Source organism: Paenibacillus sp. 7541 (genome assembly GCF_002276395.1).
GTDB classification, from domain to species: Bacteria; Bacillota; Bacilli; order Paenibacillales; family Paenibacillaceae; genus Paenibacillus_AQ; species Paenibacillus_AQ campinasensis.
On the sequence record NZ_NQLZ01000005.1, the window covers coordinates 304,848 to 327,947 of the forward strand.

Annotated in this window: 22 protein-coding genes and 1 other annotated feature (1 of these 23 cut by a window edge); all 22 genes read left to right on the top strand. The window is 53.6% G+C overall.

Going from position 1 to position 23,100, the window contains the following annotated elements; translation table 11 throughout:
• The first annotated feature begins 23 nt into the window (after positions 1 to 23).
• The 22 genes from CHH75_RS03625 (at position 24) to CHH75_RS03730 (ending at position 22,810) form a co-directional block, all read left to right on the top strand.
• Positions 24 to 1,964: a stage V sporulation protein D gene (locus CHH75_RS03625; protein ID WP_095263164.1), complete on the top strand. Its 1,941-nt coding sequence runs from the start codon at positions 24 to 26 to the stop codon at positions 1,962 to 1,964.
• A gap of 72 nt (positions 1,965 to 2,036) precedes the next feature.
• Positions 2,037 to 3,524, top strand: coding sequence for a UDP-N-acetylmuramoyl-L-alanyl-D-glutamate--2,6-diaminopimelate ligase (locus CHH75_RS03630; protein WP_095263165.1), 1,488 nt, complete (start codon positions 2,037 to 2,039; stop codon positions 3,522 to 3,524).
• Positions 3,521 to 4,939 (top strand): UDP-N-acetylmuramoyl-tripeptide--D-alanyl-D-alanine ligase, encoded by a 1,419-nt coding sequence (locus tag CHH75_RS03635; protein WP_095397444.1) that lies wholly within the window; start codon positions 3,521 to 3,523, stop codon positions 4,937 to 4,939. Before CHH75_RS03630 ends, CHH75_RS03635 begins: the two co-directional genes overlap by 4 nt.
• A 5-nt stretch (positions 4,940 to 4,944) precedes the next feature.
• On the top strand, positions 4,945 to 5,910 hold the full coding sequence (gene mraY / locus CHH75_RS03640) for a phospho-N-acetylmuramoyl-pentapeptide-transferase (RefSeq protein ID WP_095263167.1): 966 nt from the start codon (positions 4,945 to 4,947) through the stop codon (positions 5,908 to 5,910).
• Between the two features lie 2 nt (positions 5,911 to 5,912).
• Positions 5,913 to 7,334 (top strand): UDP-N-acetylmuramoyl-L-alanine--D-glutamate ligase, encoded by a 1,422-nt coding sequence (gene murD, locus CHH75_RS03645; RefSeq protein WP_095397445.1) that lies wholly within the window; start codon positions 5,913 to 5,915, stop codon positions 7,332 to 7,334.
• 51 nt (positions 7,335 to 7,385) lie between these two features.
• On the top strand, positions 7,386 to 8,483 hold the full coding sequence (gene spoVE, locus CHH75_RS03650; RefSeq protein WP_095263169.1) for a stage V sporulation protein E: 1,098 nt from the start codon (positions 7,386 to 7,388) through the stop codon (positions 8,481 to 8,483).
• 6 nt (positions 8,484 to 8,489) lie between these two features.
• A complete protein-coding gene (gene murG / locus CHH75_RS03655; RefSeq protein WP_095397446.1) occupies positions 8,490 to 9,599 on the top strand; it encodes an undecaprenyldiphospho-muramoylpentapeptide beta-N-acetylglucosaminyltransferase in 1,110 nt (369 codons plus the stop codon).
• Positions 9,600 to 9,758: 159 nt separating this feature from the next.
• Positions 9,759 to 10,664 (top strand): UDP-N-acetylmuramate dehydrogenase, encoded by a 906-nt coding sequence (murB, locus tag CHH75_RS03660; protein ID WP_095397447.1) that lies wholly within the window; start codon positions 9,759 to 9,761, stop codon positions 10,662 to 10,664.
• Positions 10,665 to 10,680: 16 nt separating this feature from the next.
• Complete coding sequence (gene murA, locus CHH75_RS03665; RefSeq protein ID WP_095263172.1) at positions 10,681 to 11,964, top strand: UDP-N-acetylglucosamine 1-carboxyvinyltransferase; 1,284 nt, start codon at positions 10,681 to 10,683, stop codon at positions 11,962 to 11,964.
• Between the two features lie 63 nt (positions 11,965 to 12,027).
• Entirely contained in the window at positions 12,028 to 12,777 is a 750-nt protein-coding gene (locus CHH75_RS03670; RefSeq protein WP_095263217.1) for a cell division protein FtsQ/DivIB, read from the top strand.
• Positions 12,778 to 12,997: 220 nt separating this feature from the next.
• Complete coding sequence (gene ftsA, locus CHH75_RS03675) at positions 12,998 to 14,275, top strand: cell division protein FtsA (protein ID WP_095263173.1); 1,278 nt, start codon at positions 12,998 to 13,000, stop codon at positions 14,273 to 14,275.
• A gap of 57 nt (positions 14,276 to 14,332) precedes the next feature.
• Complete coding sequence (gene ftsZ, locus CHH75_RS03680; protein WP_095263174.1) at positions 14,333 to 15,457, top strand: cell division protein FtsZ; 1,125 nt, start codon at positions 14,333 to 14,335, stop codon at positions 15,455 to 15,457.
• A 239-nt stretch (positions 15,458 to 15,696) separates the two neighbouring features.
• On the top strand, positions 15,697 to 16,734 hold the full coding sequence (gene spoIIGA, locus CHH75_RS03685; protein WP_176475444.1) for a sigma-E processing peptidase SpoIIGA: 1,038 nt from the start codon (positions 15,697 to 15,699) through the stop codon (positions 16,732 to 16,734).
• Between the two features lie 145 nt (positions 16,735 to 16,879).
• A complete protein-coding gene (gene sigE / locus CHH75_RS03690; protein ID WP_007129475.1) occupies positions 16,880 to 17,602 on the top strand; it encodes an RNA polymerase sporulation sigma factor SigE in 723 nt (240 codons plus the stop codon).
• 78 nt (positions 17,603 to 17,680) lie between these two features.
• Entirely contained in the window at positions 17,681 to 18,463 is a 783-nt protein-coding gene (sigG, locus tag CHH75_RS03695) for an RNA polymerase sporulation sigma factor SigG (protein ID WP_095263175.1), read from the top strand.
• A gap of 172 nt (positions 18,464 to 18,635) precedes the next feature.
• The gene (locus CHH75_RS03700; RefSeq protein WP_095263176.1) at positions 18,636 to 18,971 is read left to right on the top strand and encodes a YlmC/YmxH family sporulation protein; all 336 of its coding nucleotides are present in this window, start codon (positions 18,636 to 18,638) and stop codon (positions 18,969 to 18,971) included.
• 84 nt (positions 18,972 to 19,055) lie between these two features.
• Entirely contained in the window at positions 19,056 to 19,907 is an 852-nt protein-coding gene (gene pgeF / locus CHH75_RS03705) for a peptidoglycan editing factor PgeF (protein WP_095397448.1), read from the top strand.
• A gap of 8 nt (positions 19,908 to 19,915) precedes the next feature.
• The gene (locus tag CHH75_RS03710) at positions 19,916 to 20,605 is read left to right on the top strand and encodes a YggS family pyridoxal phosphate-dependent enzyme (protein ID WP_095263178.1); all 690 of its coding nucleotides are present in this window, start codon (positions 19,916 to 19,918) and stop codon (positions 20,603 to 20,605) included.
• Positions 20,606 to 20,607: 2 nt separating this feature from the next.
• Positions 20,608 to 21,057, top strand: a complete 450-nt coding sequence (locus tag CHH75_RS03715; RefSeq protein WP_095263179.1) for a cell division protein SepF — start codon at positions 20,608 to 20,610, stop codon at positions 21,055 to 21,057.
• 16 nt (positions 21,058 to 21,073) lie between these two features.
• Positions 21,074 to 21,331, top strand: coding sequence for a YggT family protein (locus tag CHH75_RS03720; RefSeq protein WP_095263219.1), 258 nt, complete (start codon positions 21,074 to 21,076; stop codon positions 21,329 to 21,331).
• 21 nt (positions 21,332 to 21,352) lie between these two features.
• The gene (locus CHH75_RS03725) at positions 21,353 to 22,135 is read left to right on the top strand and encodes a YlmH family RNA-binding protein (RefSeq protein ID WP_095397449.1); all 783 of its coding nucleotides are present in this window, start codon (positions 21,353 to 21,355) and stop codon (positions 22,133 to 22,135) included.
• Between the two features lie 180 nt (positions 22,136 to 22,315).
• Complete coding sequence (locus CHH75_RS03730; RefSeq protein ID WP_095263181.1) at positions 22,316 to 22,810, top strand: DivIVA domain-containing protein; 495 nt, start codon at positions 22,316 to 22,318, stop codon at positions 22,808 to 22,810.
• Positions 22,811 to 22,880: 70 nt separating this feature from the next.
• Positions 22,881 to 23,100 (top strand) — a binding site (T-box leader) (it continues 65 nt past the right edge of the window).

Below are 23,100 nucleotides of genomic sequence, written 5' to 3' on the forward strand. Positions count from 1 at the left end.
CTTAAGTCGGGGAGGGAAGCAAGGTGAAAGTTTCCAAGGTATCTCAGCGAAGAAGATTGCTCTGGAGCCTGCTGCTGCTGCTCTTGATGTTCTCGGCCCTGATCGTCAGACTGGCTTACGTCCAGATTGGACAGGGAGCCGAATTGTCCGCGAAGGCGGAGGAGTTGTGGCGGCGGGACATTCCTTTTGCAGCCAAGAGGGGAGAAATATTGGACCGTAACGGAACCGCGCTTGTGACCAGCATCACGACACCGACCATCTGGGCGATTCCCGTCCAGATCAAGGACGCGGACCATACGGCCCGGACATTGGCCCCTCTTCTTGGCATGAACGAGGCTGACGTGAAAAAAAGTATTACGAAACGTTCGAGAATAGAACGGATCAATCCCGGCGGACGAAAAATTACGATGGAGCTGGCTCAGGAAATTCGTGATTTGAAGCTGCCGGGTATCGTTGTTGCCGAGGATAACAAGCGGTATTATCCTTATGGTGATCTAGCTGCTCATATTTTAGGCTTTACGGGCGCCTATAATCAGGGGCTGACCGGACTTGAGGCGATGCATGATGATAAGCTGATGGGCTTTGACGGCAACATCTCTTATCTGTCCGATGCGAGCGGGAAGCAAATGCCGAATTCGACGGAGAAGTATGTGGAGCCCCGGGACGGGCTCAGCCTGGAACTGACGATTGACAAATCAATCCAGGCGATTATGGAACGCGAGCTGGATCAGGCGATGGTCAAGTATCAGGCCAATGGCGCATGGTCGATTGCCATGAACCCCAATACAGGCGAGATTCTGGCCATGGCCTCGCGCCCGGGCTTCTCGCCGGGGAAATACCAGGAATTCGAGCCGGAAACGTACAACCGGAATCTTCCGATCTGGATGACCTATGAGCCGGGCTCAACCTTCAAGATCATTACGCTGGCTGCTGCATTGGAAGAGGGAAAGGTAGATTTAAAAAATGACCACTTCTTTGATTCCGGTGCGGTTGAGGTCGGCGGAGCCCGGCTTCGCTGCTGGAAGAAGGGCGGCCATGGCAGCCAGACATTTATGGAAGTGGTGCAGAATTCGTGCAACCCCGGATTTGTTCTCCTGGGCCAGAAGCTGGGCAAAGAAAGCCTGTTCCAATATATCCGCGATTTTGGCTTTGGCGCCAAAACCGGAATTGACCTGAACGGGGAAGAGAACGGGATTCTGTTCAAGCTGGAGAATGTCGGTCCGGTCGAGCTGGCGACAACCGCTTTCGGCCAGGGGGTGTCGGTGACACCGATCCAGCAGGTTGCCGCGGTCTCAGCGGCAATTAATGGAGGCAAGCTGTATAAGCCTTATGTGGCCAAAGCCTGGATCAATCCCGAAACGGGCGAGAAAGTGGAGGAGATTGAGCCGCAGCTTGTGCGCGAGGTCATCTCCGAGGAGACTTCGAAGCAGGTCCGCGAAGCACTGGAGAGCGTGGTGGCCAAGGGAACGGGACGTCCGGCATTCATCGACGGCTACCGGGTCGGAGGCAAAACGGGAACGGCGCAAAAGGTAGTGAACGGCAGGTATTCTTCCACCGAGCATATCGTGTCTTTTATCGGATTTGCCCCGGCGGATGATCCGCAGATTGTTGTGTACACCGCCGTTGATAATCCGAAGGGCATTCAGTTCGGCGGCGTAGTGGCGGCACCGATCGTTCAGAACATTCTGGAGGATGCGCTGCGTTACATGGATATTCCGCCTCGCAAAGATCAGATGGCGCGCGTGTACAAATACGGGGAAACCCCGATGGTAACCGTGCCGGACCTGGTGGGAGCGACCGTTCAGGATCTGTACGAGGATTTGAACATGAATTTCATGCTGGCCAAATCGGGAACGGGCAACACTGTGATCTCCCAGGCTCCTAAGCCGGGAACCCGGGTAGAGCGCGGCTCGACCATCCGCATTTATATGGGAGAGGATTCCGAGGCAGGGCATGAACATTAAGATACGTATTGGTTTTATTATCCGGCCCTCGTTAACCGGATGATCAAGGATATAGAGAGAAGAGGGATTGCAATGAAATTGTACGAACTATCATCCGTGCTGGCAGCAGCAGTCGTTGATGGAGACGGTGATGTTGAGATTTCGGATCTGCAGGTGGATTCCAGACAGGTGAAGGCGGGTGATCTGTTCATCTGCTTGCCGGGGCACACCGTGGATGGCCACGACTACGCAGCGCAGGCAGCCGCTAGCGGAGCCAGCGCACTTATCGTCCAGCGGAAGCTTGATATTGACCTTCCGCAAGTTATCGTTAAGGATACCCGGCTGGCTATGGCCGCGATGGCTGACAAGTTTTTCAACCAGCCTAGCGCGCGTATGAAGCTGATCGGTGTGACCGGAACGAACGGAAAAACAACGACCACGTACCTGATCGAACGCATTCTTCAAGACTATGGTGTGAAAACCGGATTGATCGGCACGATTCAGATGCGATACAACGGGCAGTCATTCCCGATGCCAAGAACGACTCCGGAAGCGCTCGACCTTCAGCGTTACTTGAACGATATGGCGAGCAGCGGAACCGAATGCTGCGTGATGGAGGTATCCTCCCATGCGCTGGAGCAGGGGCGGGTGAAGGGAACAGACTTCCGGACGGCAATTTTCACGAATCTGTCGCAGGATCATCTGGACTACCATCATACGATGGAAGATTACCGGGCTGCGAAAGGGTTGTTTTTTGCCAGACTGGGGAACGCTTTTGCCAAGGACGAGAACAAGCGCAAATATGCCGTGTTGAACGCGGATGATGAGGCATCGGCTTATTTTGCAAAGCTTACTGCAGCCGAAGTGATTACTTACGGCGTACAGGAGGATGCAGACATTCGGGCAAGCCGTATCGTCATCACGGCGCAGGGCACTTCCTTCCATGTGGATACGTTCCGCGGCAGCGCGGATATCTCGATCCGGATGGTCGGCAAGTTCAACGTATACAATGCGATGGCGGCCATTGCTGCAGCGCTTCTGGAAGGCATTCCTCTGGAAGACATCAAGAACAGCCTTGAAGCCGTGCCGGGTGTTGACGGCCGGGTAGAGGTTGTAGATGAAGGCCAACCGTATGCGGTCATCGTGGATTATGCTCATACCCCGGATGGTCTGGAGAACGTGCTGCGAACCGTGAATGAATTTGCCGAAGGTCGTATCCTGACCGTGTTTGGCTGCGGAGGGGACCGGGACCGGACGAAGCGGCCGATCATGGGGAAAATCGCCTCCAAGTACAGCGACCTTGTATTTGTTACATCCGATAATCCCCGCACAGAGGATCCGGAGCGAATTCTGAAGGATATTGAAGCGGGACTGATCGAGGAAGGCGTGTCTAAGGCCAGCTATGAGCTCATCGTGGATCGCCGTGAAGCGATTGAAAAGGCTATTGAAATGGCAAGCCCGGGCGATGTAGTATTGATTGCGGGGAAAGGTCATGAGACCTACCAGCTGATCGCGGGCGAAGTGCTTGACTTTGACGACCGCATCGTAGCTAAAGACGCGATAAGGGGCAGACTAAAGTGATCCATAAAACATTGCGAAGCATCGCCGACATGTGCGGCGGAACGCTTTCGCCAAACCTTGACGAGAATACGATGATTCATGGGGTCGGCACCGACTCCAGAACGATACAATCCGGCCAGCTCTTCGTCCCGATTGTCGGAGAGAAGTTTGACGGTCACCAGTTTGTCCGTCAGGTGCTGGACCAAGGAGCAGGAGCCGCGCTGTGGCAGCGGGATCATGGACCGGCGCCGGAAGGCCCTGTCATTGTGGTAGAGGACTCGCTGGCGGCGCTTCAGGCGCTGGCCAAGGCGTATTTGCGGCAGAGCGGTGCCAAGGTTGTCGGCATCACCGGCAGCAACGGCAAAACGACCGTAAAGGATATGGTATCCGCCCTGCTTGAGACACGGTATAAGGTGCATAAAACGAAGGGCAATTATAACAATCACATCGGGTTGCCGCTGACCGTGCTGGCGATGGAGGAAGGCACCGAGATCATCGTGCTGGAGATGGGCATGAGCGGGCGGCATGAGATCGAGCTGCTGTCCGGACTTGCGAATCCGGATATTGCTGTTATTACGAACATCGGTGAGGCCCATTTGCTGCAGCTCGGTTCACGCGAGGAGATTGCGCGGGCGAAGCTGGAGATTATTAGCGGGATGAAGCCTGGCGGACTGCTCATCTATCACGGTGACGAACCGCTGATCTCGCGGGTGCTCGAAGAAGCGTCGACCATTAAGCCGGAAGGTCTTCAGACCTTTACGTTCGGAACCGGCAGTGATAACGACAGCTATCCGACAGGCCTGATGTTCCACGGCAAGGGAATTGTGTTTACCTCAAGCCGATCTGCCGGGGAGGCGTTCAGCCTGCCGCTGCTTGGACAGCACAACGTCGTAAACGCACTTGCCGCCATGGCGGTGGCCAGCGAGCTCGGGGTCAGCGAAGAGGAGATTCGCGAAGGCTTTGAGGGCCTCAAGCTTACCGGCATGCGGATTGAGTGCATTGAAACGCGTCATGGCGTAACGGTGCTGAACGATGCTTACAATTCCAGTCCGACAGCCGTCAAGGCTGCCGTGGATGTCCTCGGGAACATGAAGGGGTACCGGCGCCGCATTGCTGTGCTCGGGGACATGCTTGAACTCGGTCCGAAGGAAGCGGAGTTCCATGCGGAAATCGGCCATTACTTGTCTCCGGACAAGGTGGACGTCGTGTTTACTTACGGCCCGCTGTCCCGTCATACGGCGGAAGCCGCACGTCAGTATTATCCGGAGAACAGCGTGTTTGCTTATACAGATAAGGAGGCGCTGATCGCCTCATTGATAGAGCAGATCACCAGCAAGGATGTTGTGCTGGTTAAAGCCTCGCGCGGAATGAGGCTTGAACAAGTCGTCGAGGCACTTGCGGAACTGCCTGGCGGAAACAATGGAAGTAGGGGGTGAGCGGAATGGACTATCAATTGCTGCTGCTGACGATCGCTGTATCGTTTGTCATCGCCGTTATTTCAGCTCCGCTGCTTATTCCGCTCCTGCGCAGAATGAAATTCGGCCAACAGGTTCGGGACGACGGTCCGCAGAGCCATCTGAAGAAAGCCGGGACGCCGACGATGGGCGGCGTTGTCATTCTGTTAGCGTTTACGCTCACGTTTATTAAGTTTTCGCCGGTAGATACCGATTTCTATGTTATGCTGGTTGCCACGCTCGGCTTTGGTTTGATCGGATTTCTGGACGATTATATCAAAATCGTATTCCGCAGATCGCTCGGACTAACCGCGCGTCAGAAGCTGCTGGGGCAGCTGATCTTTTCCGGGGTAATGTGCTGGCTCCTGATCTCCAACGGCCATAGCACCGCCATCGGAATGCCGGGAATGAGCTGGTCTTTTGACTGGGGCCCGTGGTTCTACTATCCCTTCATCGTGATCATGATGCTGGCCATCAGCAATGCCGTCAACTTTACAGATGGTGTGGACGGACTGCTGTCTGGTGTCAGCGCCATCGCATTTGGCGCCTACGCGATCATTGCGATTCAGTCCACCTCGTTTGCAGCTGCGTTCTGCGCGGCGGCGATGATTGGTGCCGTGCTTGGCTTTCTCGTGTTCAATGCACATCCGGCCAAGGTGTTTATGGGGGATACAGGATCGCTCGGTATTGGGGGCGCCATCGGCGCAATTGCGATTGTGACCAAAAGCGAGCTGCTGTTCCTCGTGATCGGCGGGATTTTTGTCATCGAGATTCTTTCGGTGGTCCTGCAGGTCATATCCTTCAAAACGAGAGGCAAGCGGATATTCAAGATGAGTCCGATTCACCATCATTTTGAGCTGTCCGGATGGTCGGAATGGCGTGTTGTTATCACGTTCTGGACCGTCGGATTGATCCTTGCGGTGCTCGGACTTTATATCAACAAGGGGTTGTAGAAATGAAGCATCCAGAACGATACCGTGATCAAAAAGTGGTTGTGCTTGGCCTTGCCAAAAGCGGAGTCCAGGTAGCCAAGGTGCTCCACCAGGCAGGCGCGGTTGTCATTGTTAATGATCGAAAAGAGCGGGACCAGTGCCCTGAGGCTTCGGAGCTCGAAGCTTTGGGGATTTCTGTTGTGTGCGGGGGGCATCCGGATGACCTGATTGATGCGCAGGTGGCGCTTGTGGTGAAAAATCCGGGCATTCCGTACTCGGTTCCGCCAGTTCAACGGGCGATTGAGCTTCAAATTCCGGTAGTGACGGAGGTCGAGGTCGCGTACCATCTGTGCCGTGCCCCGATAATCGGCATCACCGGTTCGAACGGGAAGACGACGACGACAACCTGGGTGGGACAGATCCTCCAGGCTGCTGGCATGTCCCCGATCGTTGCCGGAAATATCGGCATTCCGCTTACGGAAGCAAGCCAGGAGGCCACGGAGGAGCAATGGATGGTTGCCGAGCTGAGCAGCTTCCAGCTGAAAGGCACCGAGGATTTCCGGCCTCGCATCGCTTGTCTGACGAACGTAACAGAGACCCATCTGGATTATCACGGGGGCATGGATGATTACGTTGCATCCAAGGCCAGACTGTTCCGCAATCAGACCGCTGAAGATACCGCTGTGCTCAACTGGGATGATCCCGTGTGCAGAGGTCTCGTGCCCTACATCAAGGCCCGGGTGCTTCCGTTCTCGATGAACGAGACGCTTCGGGAAGGTGTCTATGTGTCGCCGCCTTACATACCGGGGACCGAGGACCAACTGGAGCGGACGATCGTTTATACAGATGACAAAGGCTTTACGCATGAGATCATCCGTGTGGAGAACATCGGTATACCGGGACGCTTCAATGTGGAGAATGCGCTCGCTGCCAGCTGCATCGCGATTGCCGCTGGCGCGCAGCCGTCCCAGCTGGAGGGCTCGCTGTCCAGCTTCCGCGGGGTGGAGCACCGTCTGGAATATGTGAGAGAGACGGACGGCATTGTCTATTACAACAACTCGAAGGCGACCAATGCGAAGGCAACCAGCATGGCGCTCTCTTCCTTCACCCAGCCGATCGTGCTCATTGCGGGCGGACTGGATCGCGGCACGGACTATGATGAGCTGGTGCCTTTTCTGCAAGGCAAGGTGAAGGCTGCGGTACTGCTTGGTCAGACCAAGGATAAATTGGCGGATGCGGCACAGAAGGCCGGGATAAACACGGTCGTCCTCGTCGATAATGGGGAGGACGCCGCCCACACGTTGACCCTGGCTGTTCAGAAAGCTTCCGGCCTGGCCGAAGCGGGAGATATTGTGCTGCTGTCGCCTGCATGTGCCAGCTGGGACATGTTTCCTTCCTATGAGGTTCGGGGACGCATTTTTAAAGAGGCGGTGCATAATCTTTAAGTAGGGGGGTGTGGATAAGCCCCTACTTTGGATGTTCGAGGTGGCCTTCCTATGAACAAGAACCGTCAGGCGCCCGATCTGTGGCTGCTGATTTGCATTATGGCCCTGCTGGCCATCGGTCTGGTCATGGTATACAGTGCAGGCTCTGTGCTTGCCTTTCATGATTATGGCGACAAGTTTTACTTCGTGAAACGACAAGGTTTATTTGCGGTATTGGGACTGGTCGCGATGTATTTCACCTCCAATATCGATTTCAGAGTATGGAAGAAATATAGCAAGCTCATTCTGCTAGTCTGCTTCTTTCTGCTTGTCATCGTGCTTATTCCGGGCATCGGCGTCGTTCGCGGCGGCGCAAGAAGCTGGCTTGGCATCAGCTCTTTTGGCATTCAGCCCTCCGAGTTTATGAAACTCGGCATGATTCTGTTTCTTGCGAGATGGCTCAGTCAGAAAAACTATGATATTACGAATTTTTCCAAGGGGCTGCTGCCCCCGCTCGGACTGATCGGTCTGGCCTTCGGCTTGATTATGCTGCAGCCGGATCTAGGCACCGGAGCGGTGATGCTGGGCGCCGCGATGATGATTGTATTTACCGCAGGGGCCAGCCTGAAGCATCTCGGCTTCCTGTCCCTCGGCGGCATTGCCGGCTTCGTCGGTCTGATTCTCGCCGCACCGTATCGGTTGAAGCGAATTACCGGCTTTCTCGATCCGTGGTCAGATCCGCTTGGAACGGGTTATCAGATCATCCAGTCTCTCTATGCGATCGGACCTGGCGGGCTCGGCGGCCTGGGACTTGGCATGAGCCGTCAGAAGCATGCCTATGTGCCGGAGCCGCAGACAGATTTTATATTCTCCATATTGGCTGAGGAGCTCGGATTCATCGGCGGGTTGACAGTGCTGCTTCTGTTCGCTGCGCTCGTATGGCGGGGCATGCGCATTGCCATGACGATCAGCGACGGCTTTGGCAGCCTGCTGGCCGTGGGCATCATCGGTATGGTGGCGATCCAGGTTATCATTAACATCGGGGTCGTTATCGGATTGATGCCGGTGACGGGCATCACCCTGCCATTGATCAGCTACGGCGGCAGTTCCTTGACGCTGATGCTGACAGCGCTCGGCATTCTATTAAATATATCCCGTTATGCGAGGTGAACCGGCATGCGTGTCGTACTAACAGGCGGCGGTACGGGGGGGCACATCTACCCTGCCGTTGCCATTGCCAGACAATGTGAGGCTGAGGAGCTAACATCTCAGTTTTTATATATCGGAGGCAAGAGAGGTTTGGAAAGCAAGCTTGTCCCGCAGGAGAATCTTCCTTTTGAAAGCATAGATATTACCGGATTTCGGCGCAGCCTGTCCCTCGAAAATGTGAGGACGATCATGCGCTTCTTCAAGGGCGTCAGCAGATCGAAGAAGCTGCTGTCGGATTTCAAGCCGGACATCGTTATCGGCACCGGCGGTTATGTATGCGGACCGGTCGTATACGCTGCGGCCAAGCTGGGCATCCCGACATTGATCCACGAGCAGAATGCCATTCCGGGTCTGACCAACCAGTTTCTGAGCCGCTATGCGGACACGGTAGCGGTCAGCTTTGAAGGCTCGGAGAAGGCGTTCCCCAAAGCGAAAAGAGCAATTTATACCGGAAATCCACGCGCGACGACGGTGATGTCCGCCAATCGTGAGCGTGGATTTGCTTCGCTTGGGATTCCAAGCGACAGCCCGATCGTGCTTGTTGTCGGGGGCAGCCGCGGAGCCCGGGCCATCAACGAGGCGATGAAGGGGATGGCAGCGATGATCGACAGGCTCCCTGGCGTTCATTTTGTATTTGTAACCGGGGAGACGTATTTCGAAGGAACACGGGAGGCGATTCGCAGCGAGCTTGGCACGATGCCAAACCATCTGCATATCGTTCCGTATATCAGCAATATGCCGGAGGTGCTGGCTGCTACGTCGCTGATCATCAACCGGGCCGGGGCCTCGTTCCTTGCGGAAATTACGTCGCTTGGCATTCCGTCCATTCTGATTCCGTCCCCGAACGTGACCAACAACCATCAGGAAGCCAATGCCAGACAGCTGGAGGAGGCTGGCGCTTCTCGCATGATCCTGGAGCAGGATTTGACAGCGGAGCGTCTGTTCGGACAGATTGAGGACATTATGAAGAGCGGCGATGTGCTAGGCGCGATGACCGAGGCATCGCGCAAGCTTGGAAAGCCGGATTCGGCAGCCGTAATTGTTGAAGAGATTCGGAGGCTGACGGTCAAACGGTAAAACGGCCGGACGATTGTCACATCCCTATAGAGCGTGACATAAGATACTCTATAATCGTGACGCACCCATGAGGCCGACATTATGACACCCGGCCATCTCTTCGCCCCGTCGCAAAGATATGGCCTTTTGGTTTGGAAAGTCAAGGGAGGTTTATGTTAGATGCAGCAATGGAAATCGCTACTATCTGAGGCCAATGTCGGGGCTGTGCTATGGAATGAACCGCTGGCAAAATATACAACATGGAAGATTGGCGGACCGGCCGATGTGCTGATTGTCCCTGAAACGAAGGAGCAGCTGTCGGAATTGGTCACTCTTCTCCATGCCCATCAAATCCCGTGGATTCAGCTGGGCCGGGGCTCCAACATGCTCATTGCCGATAAAGGCATACGCGGGGCGGTCATCAAGCTCGGTAAGGGGTTTGAGCATTGTAGCTTTGACGGATGCACGGCATCTGCCGGCGGCAGTATGTCGTTCGTTAAGCTCAGTGTTCTGGCCGGAAAACAAGGATTAACGGGTCTCGAATTTGCCGGAGGCATTCCGGGCTCGGTCGGAGGGGCCGTGTACATGAATGCCGGCGCCCATGGGTCGGATGTGTCACGCATATTTAAGTCCGCTGACATTGTACTGGAAACAGGGGAATTGGTTACTTATGCTGCCGAGGATATGGCGTTTGATTACCGGCATTCCATTCTGCATGAGCGAAAAGGGATTGTAACGGGGGCGGTATTTGCACTCGAATACGGCGACCGCGAGCAGATTTCTGCGGTTATGGCATCCTACAAGGATCGCCGCCGGCGTACACAGCCGCTGCAGTCGGCGACCGCAGGCAGCGTATTTCGGAATCCCCCGGGCGACCATGCGGCCAGGCTCATTGAAGCAGCCGGACTCAAGGGGCTTCGGATCGGAGGAGCGGAAATTTCCGTGCAGCATGCCAATTTCATTGAGAACACCGGTCAAGCGACAGCAGAGGACGTGCTTGCCCTGATGGAGCATATCAAGGCCACCGTAGCCGACAAGAACGGGATCCAACTGGTGCCGGAGGTCTATGTGATGGGTGAGCGGTAAACTCGGAGGTGATACATTGGACAAATTGGTGATTGAGGGTGGAAATCCCCTATCAGGAACCATTCGTATCCATGGTGCAAAAAATGCTGCTTTGCCGATTCTGGCGGCAAGTCTTCTTGCCGAAGGGACTGTCCGTCTAAGCAACGTTCCGCATTTGCTCGACATTGAAGTGATGCTCAGCATATTGAACCGCCTCGGCTGCAAAACCAGACATGAGCTGGAGACGGTCACCGTGGATACGGCGTCAGCCAATTCGTCTCACGTCCCGGAAGATTTAATGAAGCAGATGCGCTCCTCGATCTTTTTGATGGGACCTCTGCTGGCCCGTTTCGGTGAAGTGACCATTTATCAGCCTGGCGGCTGTGCGATTGGCGAACGGAAAATTGATCTGCATCTCAAAGGACTCAAAGCGCTCGGCGCCGAAATCATAGAGGGCGACGAGAAAATCCACTGCCGTGCGAGCCGATTGACAGGAACGGATATCCATCTGGACTTTGCCAGTGTCGGAGCAACTGAAAATATCATGATGGCAGCTGCTACAGCAGCGGGAACAACCGTCATTACCAATGCAGCGAGAGAACCGGAAATCCAGGATCTCCAGCATTTTCTCAACAAGATGGGGGCGAATATTGTCGGAGCCGGGACCGATACGATTACGATTCATGGCGTAGAGCGACTTGAGCCATGTGAGTATGAGATTATTCCCGACCGCATCGTTGCGGGAACTGTCATGATTGCCGCAGCGGTAACAAGAGGCAATGTCACGCTGACGAAGACGAATCCGTCGCACTTATCATCGCTAATCCATGTGCTCAAGCGTGCTGGTGTTCAAACCAGTGCCTGCAATGATATAATGAACATAAGCTGTATGAGCCGCCCCAAAGCTGTGGAGCGGATCGTAACATCGCCGTACCCGTCCTTTCCTACCGATCTTCAATCACAGGTGATGGTTCTCCTGTCATTGGCAGACGGGTTTAGCGTCATGAAAGAGACGGTGTTCGAGGGACGCTTCAAGCATGTGGAGGAGTTGTCCCGAATGGGCGCAGACATTTCAACGGATATGAACTATGCATTTATTAGAGGCGTACAGAGAATTTATGGTGCTACCGTAGAGGCAACGGATCTGCGTGCCGGAGCCGCGCTGGTTATCGCCGGCTTGGCTGCGCAGGGAACGACTGTCGTGGAACAGGTGCATCATATCGATCGCGGTTACGATCGGATTGAAAACATGTTCCAAGGCTTGGGCGCCCGGATTTATCGAGAGACCCCGGTGCCACGGCCGCTTGATTTAGCCAATTGAGGTCCTAGGCGTCCCCTCCTTCACCGATAGGAGGGGATGACAGGCTTTATGGAGAGAGAGGATATGTCCAAGACACCCATGCCTGTCCTGAAAGAGGACAAGCCCAGACCGAAAACAGCCAGGAAAATCATATGGATACTGCTGCTGCTGTTTATAGCCCTGCTGACCATCCTGTTCTTCCGTTCCCCGGTCAGCCAAGTGACGGATATCGAAATCACGGGTAATACGTTTAATACGGATGAACAGCTGCTTGAGGAGAGCGGAGTCGGGGTTGGCGACCAGTTTTTTGGTGTTGATCCGGATAAAATTGGTGAGCGTCTGCAGGCTCTTGGCACGATTCGGGAGGCGCAGGTGATCAAGACGTTCCCCGGAAGCATCAGCATCGTGATTGAAGAACAGCCCACGGTCGCTTACGAGCTGACCAGTGACGGTTCGCTTCTGGCGATTCTGGCCAGCGGCACATCCGTGCCTGTATCAGCCAGCGGCATCGCGGTAGAGAAGCCGATTCTGACGAACTGGGAGCCTTCCGATCCGAACAAGGCGAAGCTGAGCGAGGTGCTGGCCGATATTCCCGGCAGCCTGACCTCGGATATTTCCGAGATCACGCCGTCGCCGACCCTGTCATTTCCGGATCGGATTAAGCTGTACACACGCTCCAAGTTTGAAGTCATTACTACCGTTTCCCTGCTGAAGGATAAAGTGGAGTACCTCAATCAGGTAACCGAAGTGGAGCAGCCGGGTCTCATTACGATGCTGGAGGCGGACTCCTATGTGCCTTTTGTTGCCGAGTCTGAGGACGAAGAAGGGGAATAAGCCCCCCCCTACTCAGCGATAGGAATAAATGGTACAATTGAGAGTATTGGCAAGCTGGTGCAATTCGATTCTTCTATTGAAATTTTAGTGCCTTTTGAATAGCAAATGTTGGCACTAAAAAATATGTAGAAAAAAGAGGGATAGCCCGGCGAATGTTGAATAAATAGAGTTGTGTCATTATAATGGTATTTATTTTGCTAAAAACAGGAGGTGCCAGGGCTTGAGCAACAATGACATCATTGTTAGTTTGGACATCGGTACATCCAAAGTTCGTGCTATTATTGGGGAAGTTAATAATGGAACCTTTAATATTATTGGAGTTGGATCTGCCGACTCGGAGGGAATTCGCAAAGGTGCAATTGTAGATATCGACCAAACGGTACAATCCATTCGCAGTGCTGTAGATCATGCGGAGCGTATGGTCGAGATTCAAATATCCGAAGTATATGTCGGCATTTCAGGCAGTCATATTGGACTTCAATCGAGCCATGGTGTGGTGGCAGTATCGAACGAGGATCGCGAGATTGGCGAGGAGGATATCGATCGGGTGCTGAAGGCAGCCGAGGTTGTCGCTTTGCCTCCGGATCGCGAGATTATCGATGTCGTCGCAAAACAGTTTATCGTTGACGGTTTGGAAGGAATCTCCGATCCGCGAGGAATGATCGGCGTTCGCCTTGAGGTGGAAGCAACGATTGTTACTGGCGCCAAAACGGCAATACATAACTTATTGCGATGCGTAGAAAAAGCAGGTCTGAAGGTGAAGGATCTGGTGCTGATTCCGCTTGGAGCAGGTCAGCTTGCGTTGTCCAAGGACGAGAAAACGATGGGTTCTGTCCTGGTGGACGTCGGCGCAGGATCAACCACCTTGACGGTTTTTGAAGGCGGCAGTCTTGCGGCGACCTCAACACTGCCGGTCGGCGGGGAGTTCGTAACGAATGATATCGCATACGGCCTCCGGACATTGACCGACCAGGCCGAGAAGGTCAAATTGAAATACGGGTGCGCCCTTATCGAAAGCGCGGCTCCTGATGTTGCATTTAAAGTAACGAGAATCGGAAGCAACGTAGACAAGGAATTCACGCAAGAGGATTTGGCGGCCATTATCGAACCGCGGGTTCAGGAGATTTTCCAATTGGTACGTCAAGAAGTGAAGCGCTTGGGTTACAATGAGCTTCCCGGAGGTTATATACTTACGGGTGGCACGATGTCCATGCCCGGTGTGCTGCAGGTGGCACAAAATGAGCTGGCGACTTCCGTGCGAATTGCCATACCGGATTATATCGGTGTTCGTGATCCGGGATTCTGCAGCGGAGTCGGCATCCTCCACAATGCGATCCGAAACATCCGAGTCCGCAATACAGGAGGAAGCAGCAGTGGGAATACCAAGAAACCGGTGAACCGCGCCAAGCAGCATAATCCTGTCGCAGCAACTCAGGAGAGCAGCCAGAAGCCGGGATTTATCGAGCGCTTGAAGAAGATGTTCAGTGAGTTTATATAGCGGATTCATTTGACAGTGGACGTGCCATCCACGCACATTGAGGGGGAGATGGATTAGATGTTGGAATTTGATTTTGAAATGGAGAGCTTGGCTCAAATTAAAGTCATTGGTGTAGGTGGCGGCGGCAGTAACGCGGTGAACCGAATGATCGAGAACGGCGTGCAAGGCGTGGAATTTATTACGGTAAATACCGATGCCCAGGCGCTCCATCTTGCTAAATCCGAGCATAAACTGCAAATCGGGGACAAGCTGACTCGCGGGCTTGGCGCAGGTGCCAACCCAGAGGTCGGCAAAAAAGCGGCCGAGGAGTCCCGTGATTTGATTATGAATACGCTGAAGGGTGCCGACATGGTGTTCGTAACAGCAGGCATGGGCGGCGGTACCGGTACCGGTGCAGCTCCTGTGATCGCTGAAATTGCGAAGGAATGCGGCGCATTGACCGTCGGTGTAGTCACCCGTCCTTTCACTTTTGAAGGCCGGAAGAGATTCTCGCAAGCGGAGCTTGGCATTGAAGCTCTGAAAGAGAAGGTAGACACCCTGATCGTGATTCCTAACGATCGCCTGCTTGAAATTGTTGACAAGAAGACGCCGATGCTGGAGGCATTCCGTGAAGCGGATAACGTACTCCGCCAGGCTGTGCAAGGCATCTCGGACCTGATCGCCGTTCCCGGCTTGATCAACCTCGACTTTGCCGATGTCAAAACAATCATGACCGAGCGCGGCTCCGCACTGATGGGAATCGGAATGGCAACCGGTGAAGACCGGGCGTCCGAGGCGGCTCGCAAGGCGATTATGAGCCCGCTGCTTGAAACTTCGATTGAAGGGGCACGCGGGGTCATCATGAACATCACAGGAGGCGCGAACCTGTCCCTGTACGAAGTGAACGAAGCCGCGGAAATCGTCACCTCGGCTTCGGATCCGGAGGTCAACATGATCTTTGGTGCGATTATCGATGAGAAGTACAAGGACGAGATCAAGGTTACGGTCATTGCCACCGGCTTTGAGAGCAAAGCAGCTCCGGCTGCCCCTGGGCGCCGCACGCAGCAGCCTTCCCAGCCTGAGCAGCACCAGACGCCAGCTGAGAAGAGCAACGTGAATTTAAGACCGTTCGGCAATCAGAGTGCCAGCGATCAGCTGGACATTCCTACATTCCTTCGCAATCGTTCTCGCAATAATGACTAATCGAGGAGCTTCCAGGCCTATCAGGCCTGCGAAGCTCTTTTTGGTTTCCGGCTTTATACTGCCGTTTATCCATGTAAGAGATTTAGCCGCCTGATCCGCTGTATCCTCTCATAACTTCCGCTGGGTCGACAAAAAAAGTCGGTGGACACCTCCCAGGTTTAGACAGACTTTGATTCCTATCCTTTTTATACTAGAAACATCTCCCGGGACCCTGAAAATGCCGCATGAAATGAACGGATATGATCCGAAAGAGACGGGTGAGGATACTGGTTGTTTATATCGATCTGATATTCATCGTCAACCTGCTGATTGACGGCATATTGCTTGCCCTGACAGCCTGGATGCGAAGAATCCGGCCGCGTTTATGGAGAGTGGCATGCTCCTCCTTGCTTGGGGCGATGTATGTCGTGATGATGTTTGTGCCGGAACTGTCGTTCCTGTACACCTTTCTCATTAAATTCATGCTATCCCTCATGATGATCTGGATCGCTTTCGGTTATGCAAGTCTGCAGGAATATATCCGCAATCTGGGCGCTTTCTATATCGTGAACTTTGCCATTGCCGGGGGGATTATCGGGTTCCACTATTTCCTGCAAAGTTCAGGTGAGCTGTTTGAAGGGATTTGGTATAGCGCGACCGGGGGACTGTCCTTTGAGCTGAAGGTGGGGTTCTGGTTTGCATGTATTGCCTTTTTTGTAGTTGTATTCGCGTTCAAGGCGGTTCAGACCACCAAACGCAAAACCGAGAGCCGGGAGACGCTGTTGGCTCCTGTCACCGTATGGATTGGCAGTACGAAAGTACAGTGCACCGGTCTTCTGGATACAGGCAATCAATTGAGCGATCCGTTAACGCGGACCCCCGTCATGGTCATGGAGGCTTCGCTATGGGAGCGAGAACTGCCCCCGGGCTGGAGTGATAAACTGATGGGCGGGGAGCCGGACAAACTGATCATGGAAGCGGATGTATCGGCATTTGCCTGGCAGGATCGATTGCGGCTTGTCCCCTATCGGGGCGTGAACCGGGGGGCGGCATTCATGCTGGCCATCAAACCGGACATGATCCGCATTGAGCTTGGCGGGATGGCCTATGAAACGACCAAGGTGTTGATTGGATTGGACGGAGGGCGACTGTCAGGCGACCGGGCTTACCGGGCGATTATTCATCCCGGGTTGATAGAAGGGGAAGGAATGCCGATTGCGGCCGGCGGCTGTGATGCTGCGAACGCGGAAGGCGGCATGATGGCGCATGAACAGGAAGCTGAGCGAACGGTCGGCTAACCGAATGAATGCGTGACCTGCTTGCCTTGCGAAGATCGGTTAGGGCGCCAATGAAGGATGGATGAGACTGCTTCTTGTTCAAGAGGCGAGGCAATTTCTACGACGTTTGTTTTCCAGCCGGAAAACGTTTAGGAGGAATAAACGGATGCCAGTGAAATGGAGATTAGCGCTGCAGCTGCAGTATTATCGGGTGTTGTTTTTACTGGGCTTGAAAAGCCAGGAGATCTATTATATTGGAGGAAGTGAAGCGCTTCCGCCTCCGCTGACGAAAGAGGAGGAGGAGTATCTCCTAAAAAAGCTGCCTTCAGGCGATGCGGCAACCCGCGCGATGCTGATCGAGCGCAATTTGCGTCTCGTGGTCTATATTGCCCGCAAGTTTGAGAACACGGGAATCAATATCGAGGATCTGGTGTCGATCGGCGCGATCGGTCTGATCAAAGCGGTCAACACGTTTGACCCGGAGAAAAAAATCAAGCTGGCAACCTATGCCTCGCGCTGTATTGAAAACGAGATTCTCATGTATTTGCGCCGCAACAACAAAACGCGGAGCGAGGTGTCTTTTGACGAGCCGCTGAACATCGACTGGGATGGCAATGAACTGCTGCTCTCCGATGTGCTCGGAACGGAAAATGATACCATTTACCGCAATATCGAAGAACAGGTAGACCGTAAACTGCTGCAAAAAGCACTGGATAAACTGAGCGACAGGGAGCGGATGATCATGGAGCTCCGGTTCGGACTTCAGGACGGGGAAGAGAAGACCCAGAAGGATGTGGCTGACCTGCTCGGAATCTCGCAATCTTATATTTCCCGACTGGAAAAAAGAATTATCAAGCGGCTCCGCAAGGAATTCAACAAGATGGTCTGAGGTGAAATCGCTTTGGAATAAAATGCACCCTCAAGGAGATAATGTACAGTAATGTTTCTCCTTGGGAGGTAAGCCATCATGACACGAAACAAAGTTGAAATTTGTGGTGTGGATACGGCAAAGCTGCCGGTTCTGACTAATGTGGAAATGAGGGAACTGTTCCATGAGCTGCAGCAAAACAATGAGCGGTCAGCTCGTGAAAAATTGGTGAATGGCAACTTGCGGCTCGTGCTGAGCGTCATTCAGCGATTTAACAATCGGGGGGAATTTGTGGATGACCTGTTCCAGGTCGGCTGCATCGGTCTGATGAAGGCCATCGACAATTTCGATCTGTCCCAAAATGTAAAATTTTCCACTTACGCCGTGCCGATGATCATCGGAGAGATTCGCCGCTATTTACGTGACAACAATCCGATTCGCGTCTCCCGTTCCCTGCGTGATATCGCCTACAAGGCGCTGCAGGTCCGAGATCAACTCACCAACGCGAACTCCCGCGAACCGACTATTTTCGAAATTTCCGAGGCGCTTAACGTGCCTAAGGAAGACGTTGTTTTTGCACTCGATGCCATTCAAGATCCCGTATCTTTGTTTGAGCCGATTTATCATGACGGGGGAGACCCGATCTATGTGATGGACCAAATCAGCGATGACAAAAATAAAGATGTATCCTGGATAGAGGAAATTGCGCTTCGGGAAGCGATGCACAAGCTGGGGCAGCGAGAAAAAATGATTTTGTCCATGCGCTTTTACGAGGGGAAAACCCAGATGGAGGTCGCCGATGAGATCGGCATCTCTCAGGCGCAGGTATCGAGGCTGGAGAAGTCCGCGATCAAGCAGATGCAAAAACATGTAAAGTCCTGAATGTAACTTGCAATCAAACCAGATAGCGATCCCGTGCGCGGGATCGTTTTTTCATGCCTTGCCGCGCGCATTTCGGGAATGGGCGATACAAAAAATAAAGTTATTTTGACGGCTGGCCACATATATTGAACTATAGGATGAGGCGTCATAAATACATCTAGGGTGTGATGGCATGATACCAGATCAGATGGTGGGGAAAAAAATGAAAATTTCCGACTTTCAAACAAAGGATGTTATTAATATTATCGACGGCAAGCGGCTGGGGCAGGTGAGCGACCTGGAGCTCGATTTGCGTCAGGGACGCATCGAAGCGATCGTGGTCCCTAGCTACGGCAAGTTTATGGGGCTGTTCGGAGGGGGCAGCGAACTGATCATTCCATGGCGAAATATCGTGAAAATCGGCTCTGACGTCGTGCTGGTCAAGATGGAGGAATTGAGAAGGCCGGAGGAGCAAGAGCCTCACGGTTATCTGGATCGGCCGGACCGGCCTGACAGACGAAGTTTCTAACGCAGGTCGAATCGAAGCCGTCGGCGCTGTTCGATAGGTTGCCTTGGGCAGGTTTTCTGGTACACTGGGATAGAGGTGAATGACATGGAACCGTTTGTAGGAATGGCTCGAAGCGGTCCCAATCTGCTCGCTCTCGAGGAGTGGGAGAAGCTGGGCGCGTCGTCGGGGTTGACGGCAGGCTTTACGGGGCGTGAAGGCGGCGTCAGCAGCAGCCCGTATCACAGCCTGAATCTGGCCTTTCACGTCGGGGATGAGCCGGAGGATATTAAGCAGAATCGCAGCCGGGTTGCGGAAGCGGTCGGGTTCACGCTGGCGGACTGGACTTGCGGCGAGCAGGTTCATGGCAGCCGGGTAGCTGTTGTCAGGGCAGACGACAGAGGCAAGGGCAGTCTGGACCGGGAATCCGCTTTTCAAAATACGGACGGACTGGTGACCCAGGTGCCTGGGGTGCTGCTGACCTCCTTCTATGCGGATTGTGTCCCGCTCTATTTCTGGGACCCCATAGAGGAAGCGGTCGGTCTGGCTCATGCCGGATGGAAAGGCACGGTGGCCGAGATCGCCCGGCATATGGTGCAGACGATGGCTGAGACATACGGCAGCAAGCCTGAAGCTATTCGCGCGGCCATCGGGCCTTCGATCGGCGTATGCTGCTACGAGGTGGATGAGCGGGTCATGTCGCGCGTGCGCGAATTAGGTCTGGAACGCTCCGGCAACGCTGGCGATTCCGGGATGTATATCGACAAAGGCAACGGGAAATACATGCTGAACTTGAAAGAAATAAACAGACACATTATGATTAAAGCAGGAATATTGCCGGAACATATCGAATGTACAACATGGTGTACAAGCTGTAGTCATGATATTTTCTTTTCTTACCGCAAGGACGGGGGAACGACAGGGCGTATGGCAAGTTGGATCGGGTTAAGAAAGAGGTGAACCGTCCCTTGAGTTTGTTGGAACGTATGGATCAAGTGCAGCAGCGCATAGCGGAGGCTTGCCGCCGCAGCGGCCGGGATCGTCAGGATGTCAACATCATTGCGGTGACGAAGTATGTCTCGCTGGAGAAGACAGCGGCGGTGCTGGATCACGGTCTGCAGCATATCGGCGAGAACCGCTGGCAGGATGCCAAGAGCAAGTGGGAGGCTTTGGGTGACCGGGGCACCTGGCATTTTATCGGTCATCTCCAGACGAATAAAGTGAAGGATGTCATCGATAAATTCCGGTACATCCACTCGCTGGACCGGCTGTCGCTGGCGAAGGAACTGGAGAAGAAAGCTGCTGCGTTGAATATACAAATATCCGCCTTTTTGCAGGTGAATATATCGGGAGAGGAATCGAAGTACGGTCTTCCTCCCGAGGAAGCAGCCGGCTTCCTGAAGAGCATCAGCAGTCTGGAGCATGTCCGCGTCATAGGACTGATGACGATGGCCCCTTATGAATCGGAGGCTGAGGACACGCGCCCTGTATTCCGCGGTCTGAGACAACTGAGAGATGAGCTGAACAGGCAGGCGCTTACCGCCGAGCCGCTGACCGAGCTGTCGATGGGGATGTCTAATGATTTTGAAGTGGCCATAGAGGAAGGGGCGACATGGGTACGCCTCGGCTCGATTCTAGTGGGAAAAGAGGAGGAGTGACGATGGGCGTGATGAACCGGTTTATGAACTTTATCGGGCTGCAGGAGGAAGAGGAAGTTGTAGAGCGGGAGGCGCTGACCTCTCAGGAAGACCAGGTGGAGACACCGTTTGAGAACCGCAAAAATCAAAATCAAAAGGGCAGCAATATTGTGAGCATACATTCGCAGAAAAATGTGAAGGTGGTGCTGGCTGAGCCTCGCTCCTATGACGAAGCTCAGGAGATTGCCGATCATCTGCGCTCGTTCCGGACCGTGGTGGTCAATCTGCAGCGCGTGCGGAACGATCAGGCGCTGCGGATCATTGATTTTCTAAGCGGAACGGTGTATGCGCTCAGCGGGGGCATCTCCAAGGTGGGCAGCAACATTTTTCTGTGCACGCCGGATACGGTGGAAATTCAGGGAACCATTTCCGAGATTTTAGCTGACGAACAAGACTATAACAGAATGAGGTGATATTTCTTTGACGAATATTTATAGCATTGTCGAATTGCTGTTTCAAATTTATTTCTACATGATTCTCGTGTATGTACTGATGTCCTGGCTTCCGAACGTAAGAGAAAGCTTTATCGGAGAGCTGCTGGGCAAGCTGGTGGAGCCGTATTTGTCTCCATTCCGCCGCTTTATCCCGCCGATCATGGGCATGATCGATATTTCCCCAATCGTTGCGCTGTTTGTGCTGCGGCTGGCTCAGAACGGGGTATATGCGATCCTCGGATATTTTGTATAACGATAAAGGGCGTGTGACCATATGAAACCGGACATCTATGATCATTTTCACCGAGACGAACGGGATTTTGTGGACCGGGCGTGGGAGTGGGTCGTTAACGCGGGGCAGTACCATGAAGCGAAGCTGACCGACTTTCTGGACCCGCGCCAGCGGTTTATTCTGGAATCGCTGGTCAACCGCGCCCCTGATGTGCACGCCGTCTACAGCGGCGGACATCCGGATGCAGAGCGTGTTCGTGCTTTCATCGCGCCCGATTACCGGGACCTGGCGAATGAGGATATGGGGATGAAGGTGCTCAGCATCACCTCTTCTGACCAGAAGCTGGGGGAGCTGGAGCATGGCGACTATATGGGCTCCATTCTCGGGCTCGGCATCAAGCGCTCCAAGATTGGCGATATTCATGTGCTGGAGAACGGCTGTCATGCCGTTGTCTCCGAGGATATCAGCGCGTATCTGCATTTGAACCTGAGCCAGGTGCATCGGGTGCATGTCATGACCGAGCTGTTGCCGCTGGACAAGCTCCAGGTGTCCCCGGTCACGCTGGATACGATGGAGATTACGGTCTCCTCCATGAGACTCGACGGCATTGCCAGCGATGCGTTCCGCATCAGCCGGGCCAAAATTGTCGTTCCGATCAAAGCGGGACGCTGCAGAGTCAACTGGAAAGTGGAAGAGGATCCTTCTACGCCGCTGAAAGAAGGGGATGTGATCTCCATTCAAGGGTTTGGTCGGTTTAAAGTGCTGGAGACGGGCGGCTTGACAAAAAAAGGGCGGTACCGTGTCAAGGTTGGGAAATATGCGTGATGCCTTTGAAGGAATTGCCGTTTTTTTGTCGAAGATTTACTAACAAACATTAATAATGGCGACCGATTAACCGATACATTCTGATGACCGCTGCTGTTTTCATAGACGGGTGGTTTGGCTTATAGCAGGGATGACCGTATCCCGTCTGCAACAAGCCGATATTCTTAGGAGGTGCACACCATGCCACTTACACCACTTGATATACATAATAAGGAGTTTGCCCGTCGAATCCGGGGTTATGATGAAGACGAGGTCAACGAATTTTTGGATCAGGTTATTAAAGATTATGAAAGCGTGATTCGGGAGAACAAGGAAATGCATAACCAGTTAATGGCGATGCAGGAGAAGCTGGATCATTTTGCGAATATTGAGGAAACCTTATCGAAGACGATCATCGTGGCCCAGGAGGCTGCGGATGAGGTGAAGAACAACGCGAAGAAGGAAGCGCAGCTGATCGTGAAGGAAGCGGAGAAGAATGCGGACCGGATCATCAACGAAGCGCTTGGCAAATCGCGCAAAGTCGCATTGGAAGTAGAAGAACTGAAGAAGCAGGCCTCCATTTACCGGACACGCTTCCGCTCGCTCGTGGAAGCGCAGCTGGAACTGCTGAAGCAGGATGGATGGGAGTCGCTGGAGTCGCCTGAGCCGAGTCTTGAGCCGAAAGAGGTATATTAGGCGGATAGCGGTTGACTTTTGGCCTGAAAAAGTCTATAACTAGTAACATAGTTGAATTGAATGAACAATCGTAAATTCGCAGATGGGAACAAGTACACAAGTGGCGCTGTCCCTCAGAGAGTTGGCATCCTGCTGAAAGCCAATGTTCAGACCTTGTGGAATATCGTCCTTGAGAAGCAAAGCCGAAGCGCCGTGAATCCGGAGTGTGTAAGCTAAGCCGTCCTCCGAACGTTACATCGGACCCGTGCCTGTCGTTATTGGCATGGAGCAGAGGTGCTGTTTGGTCTGCG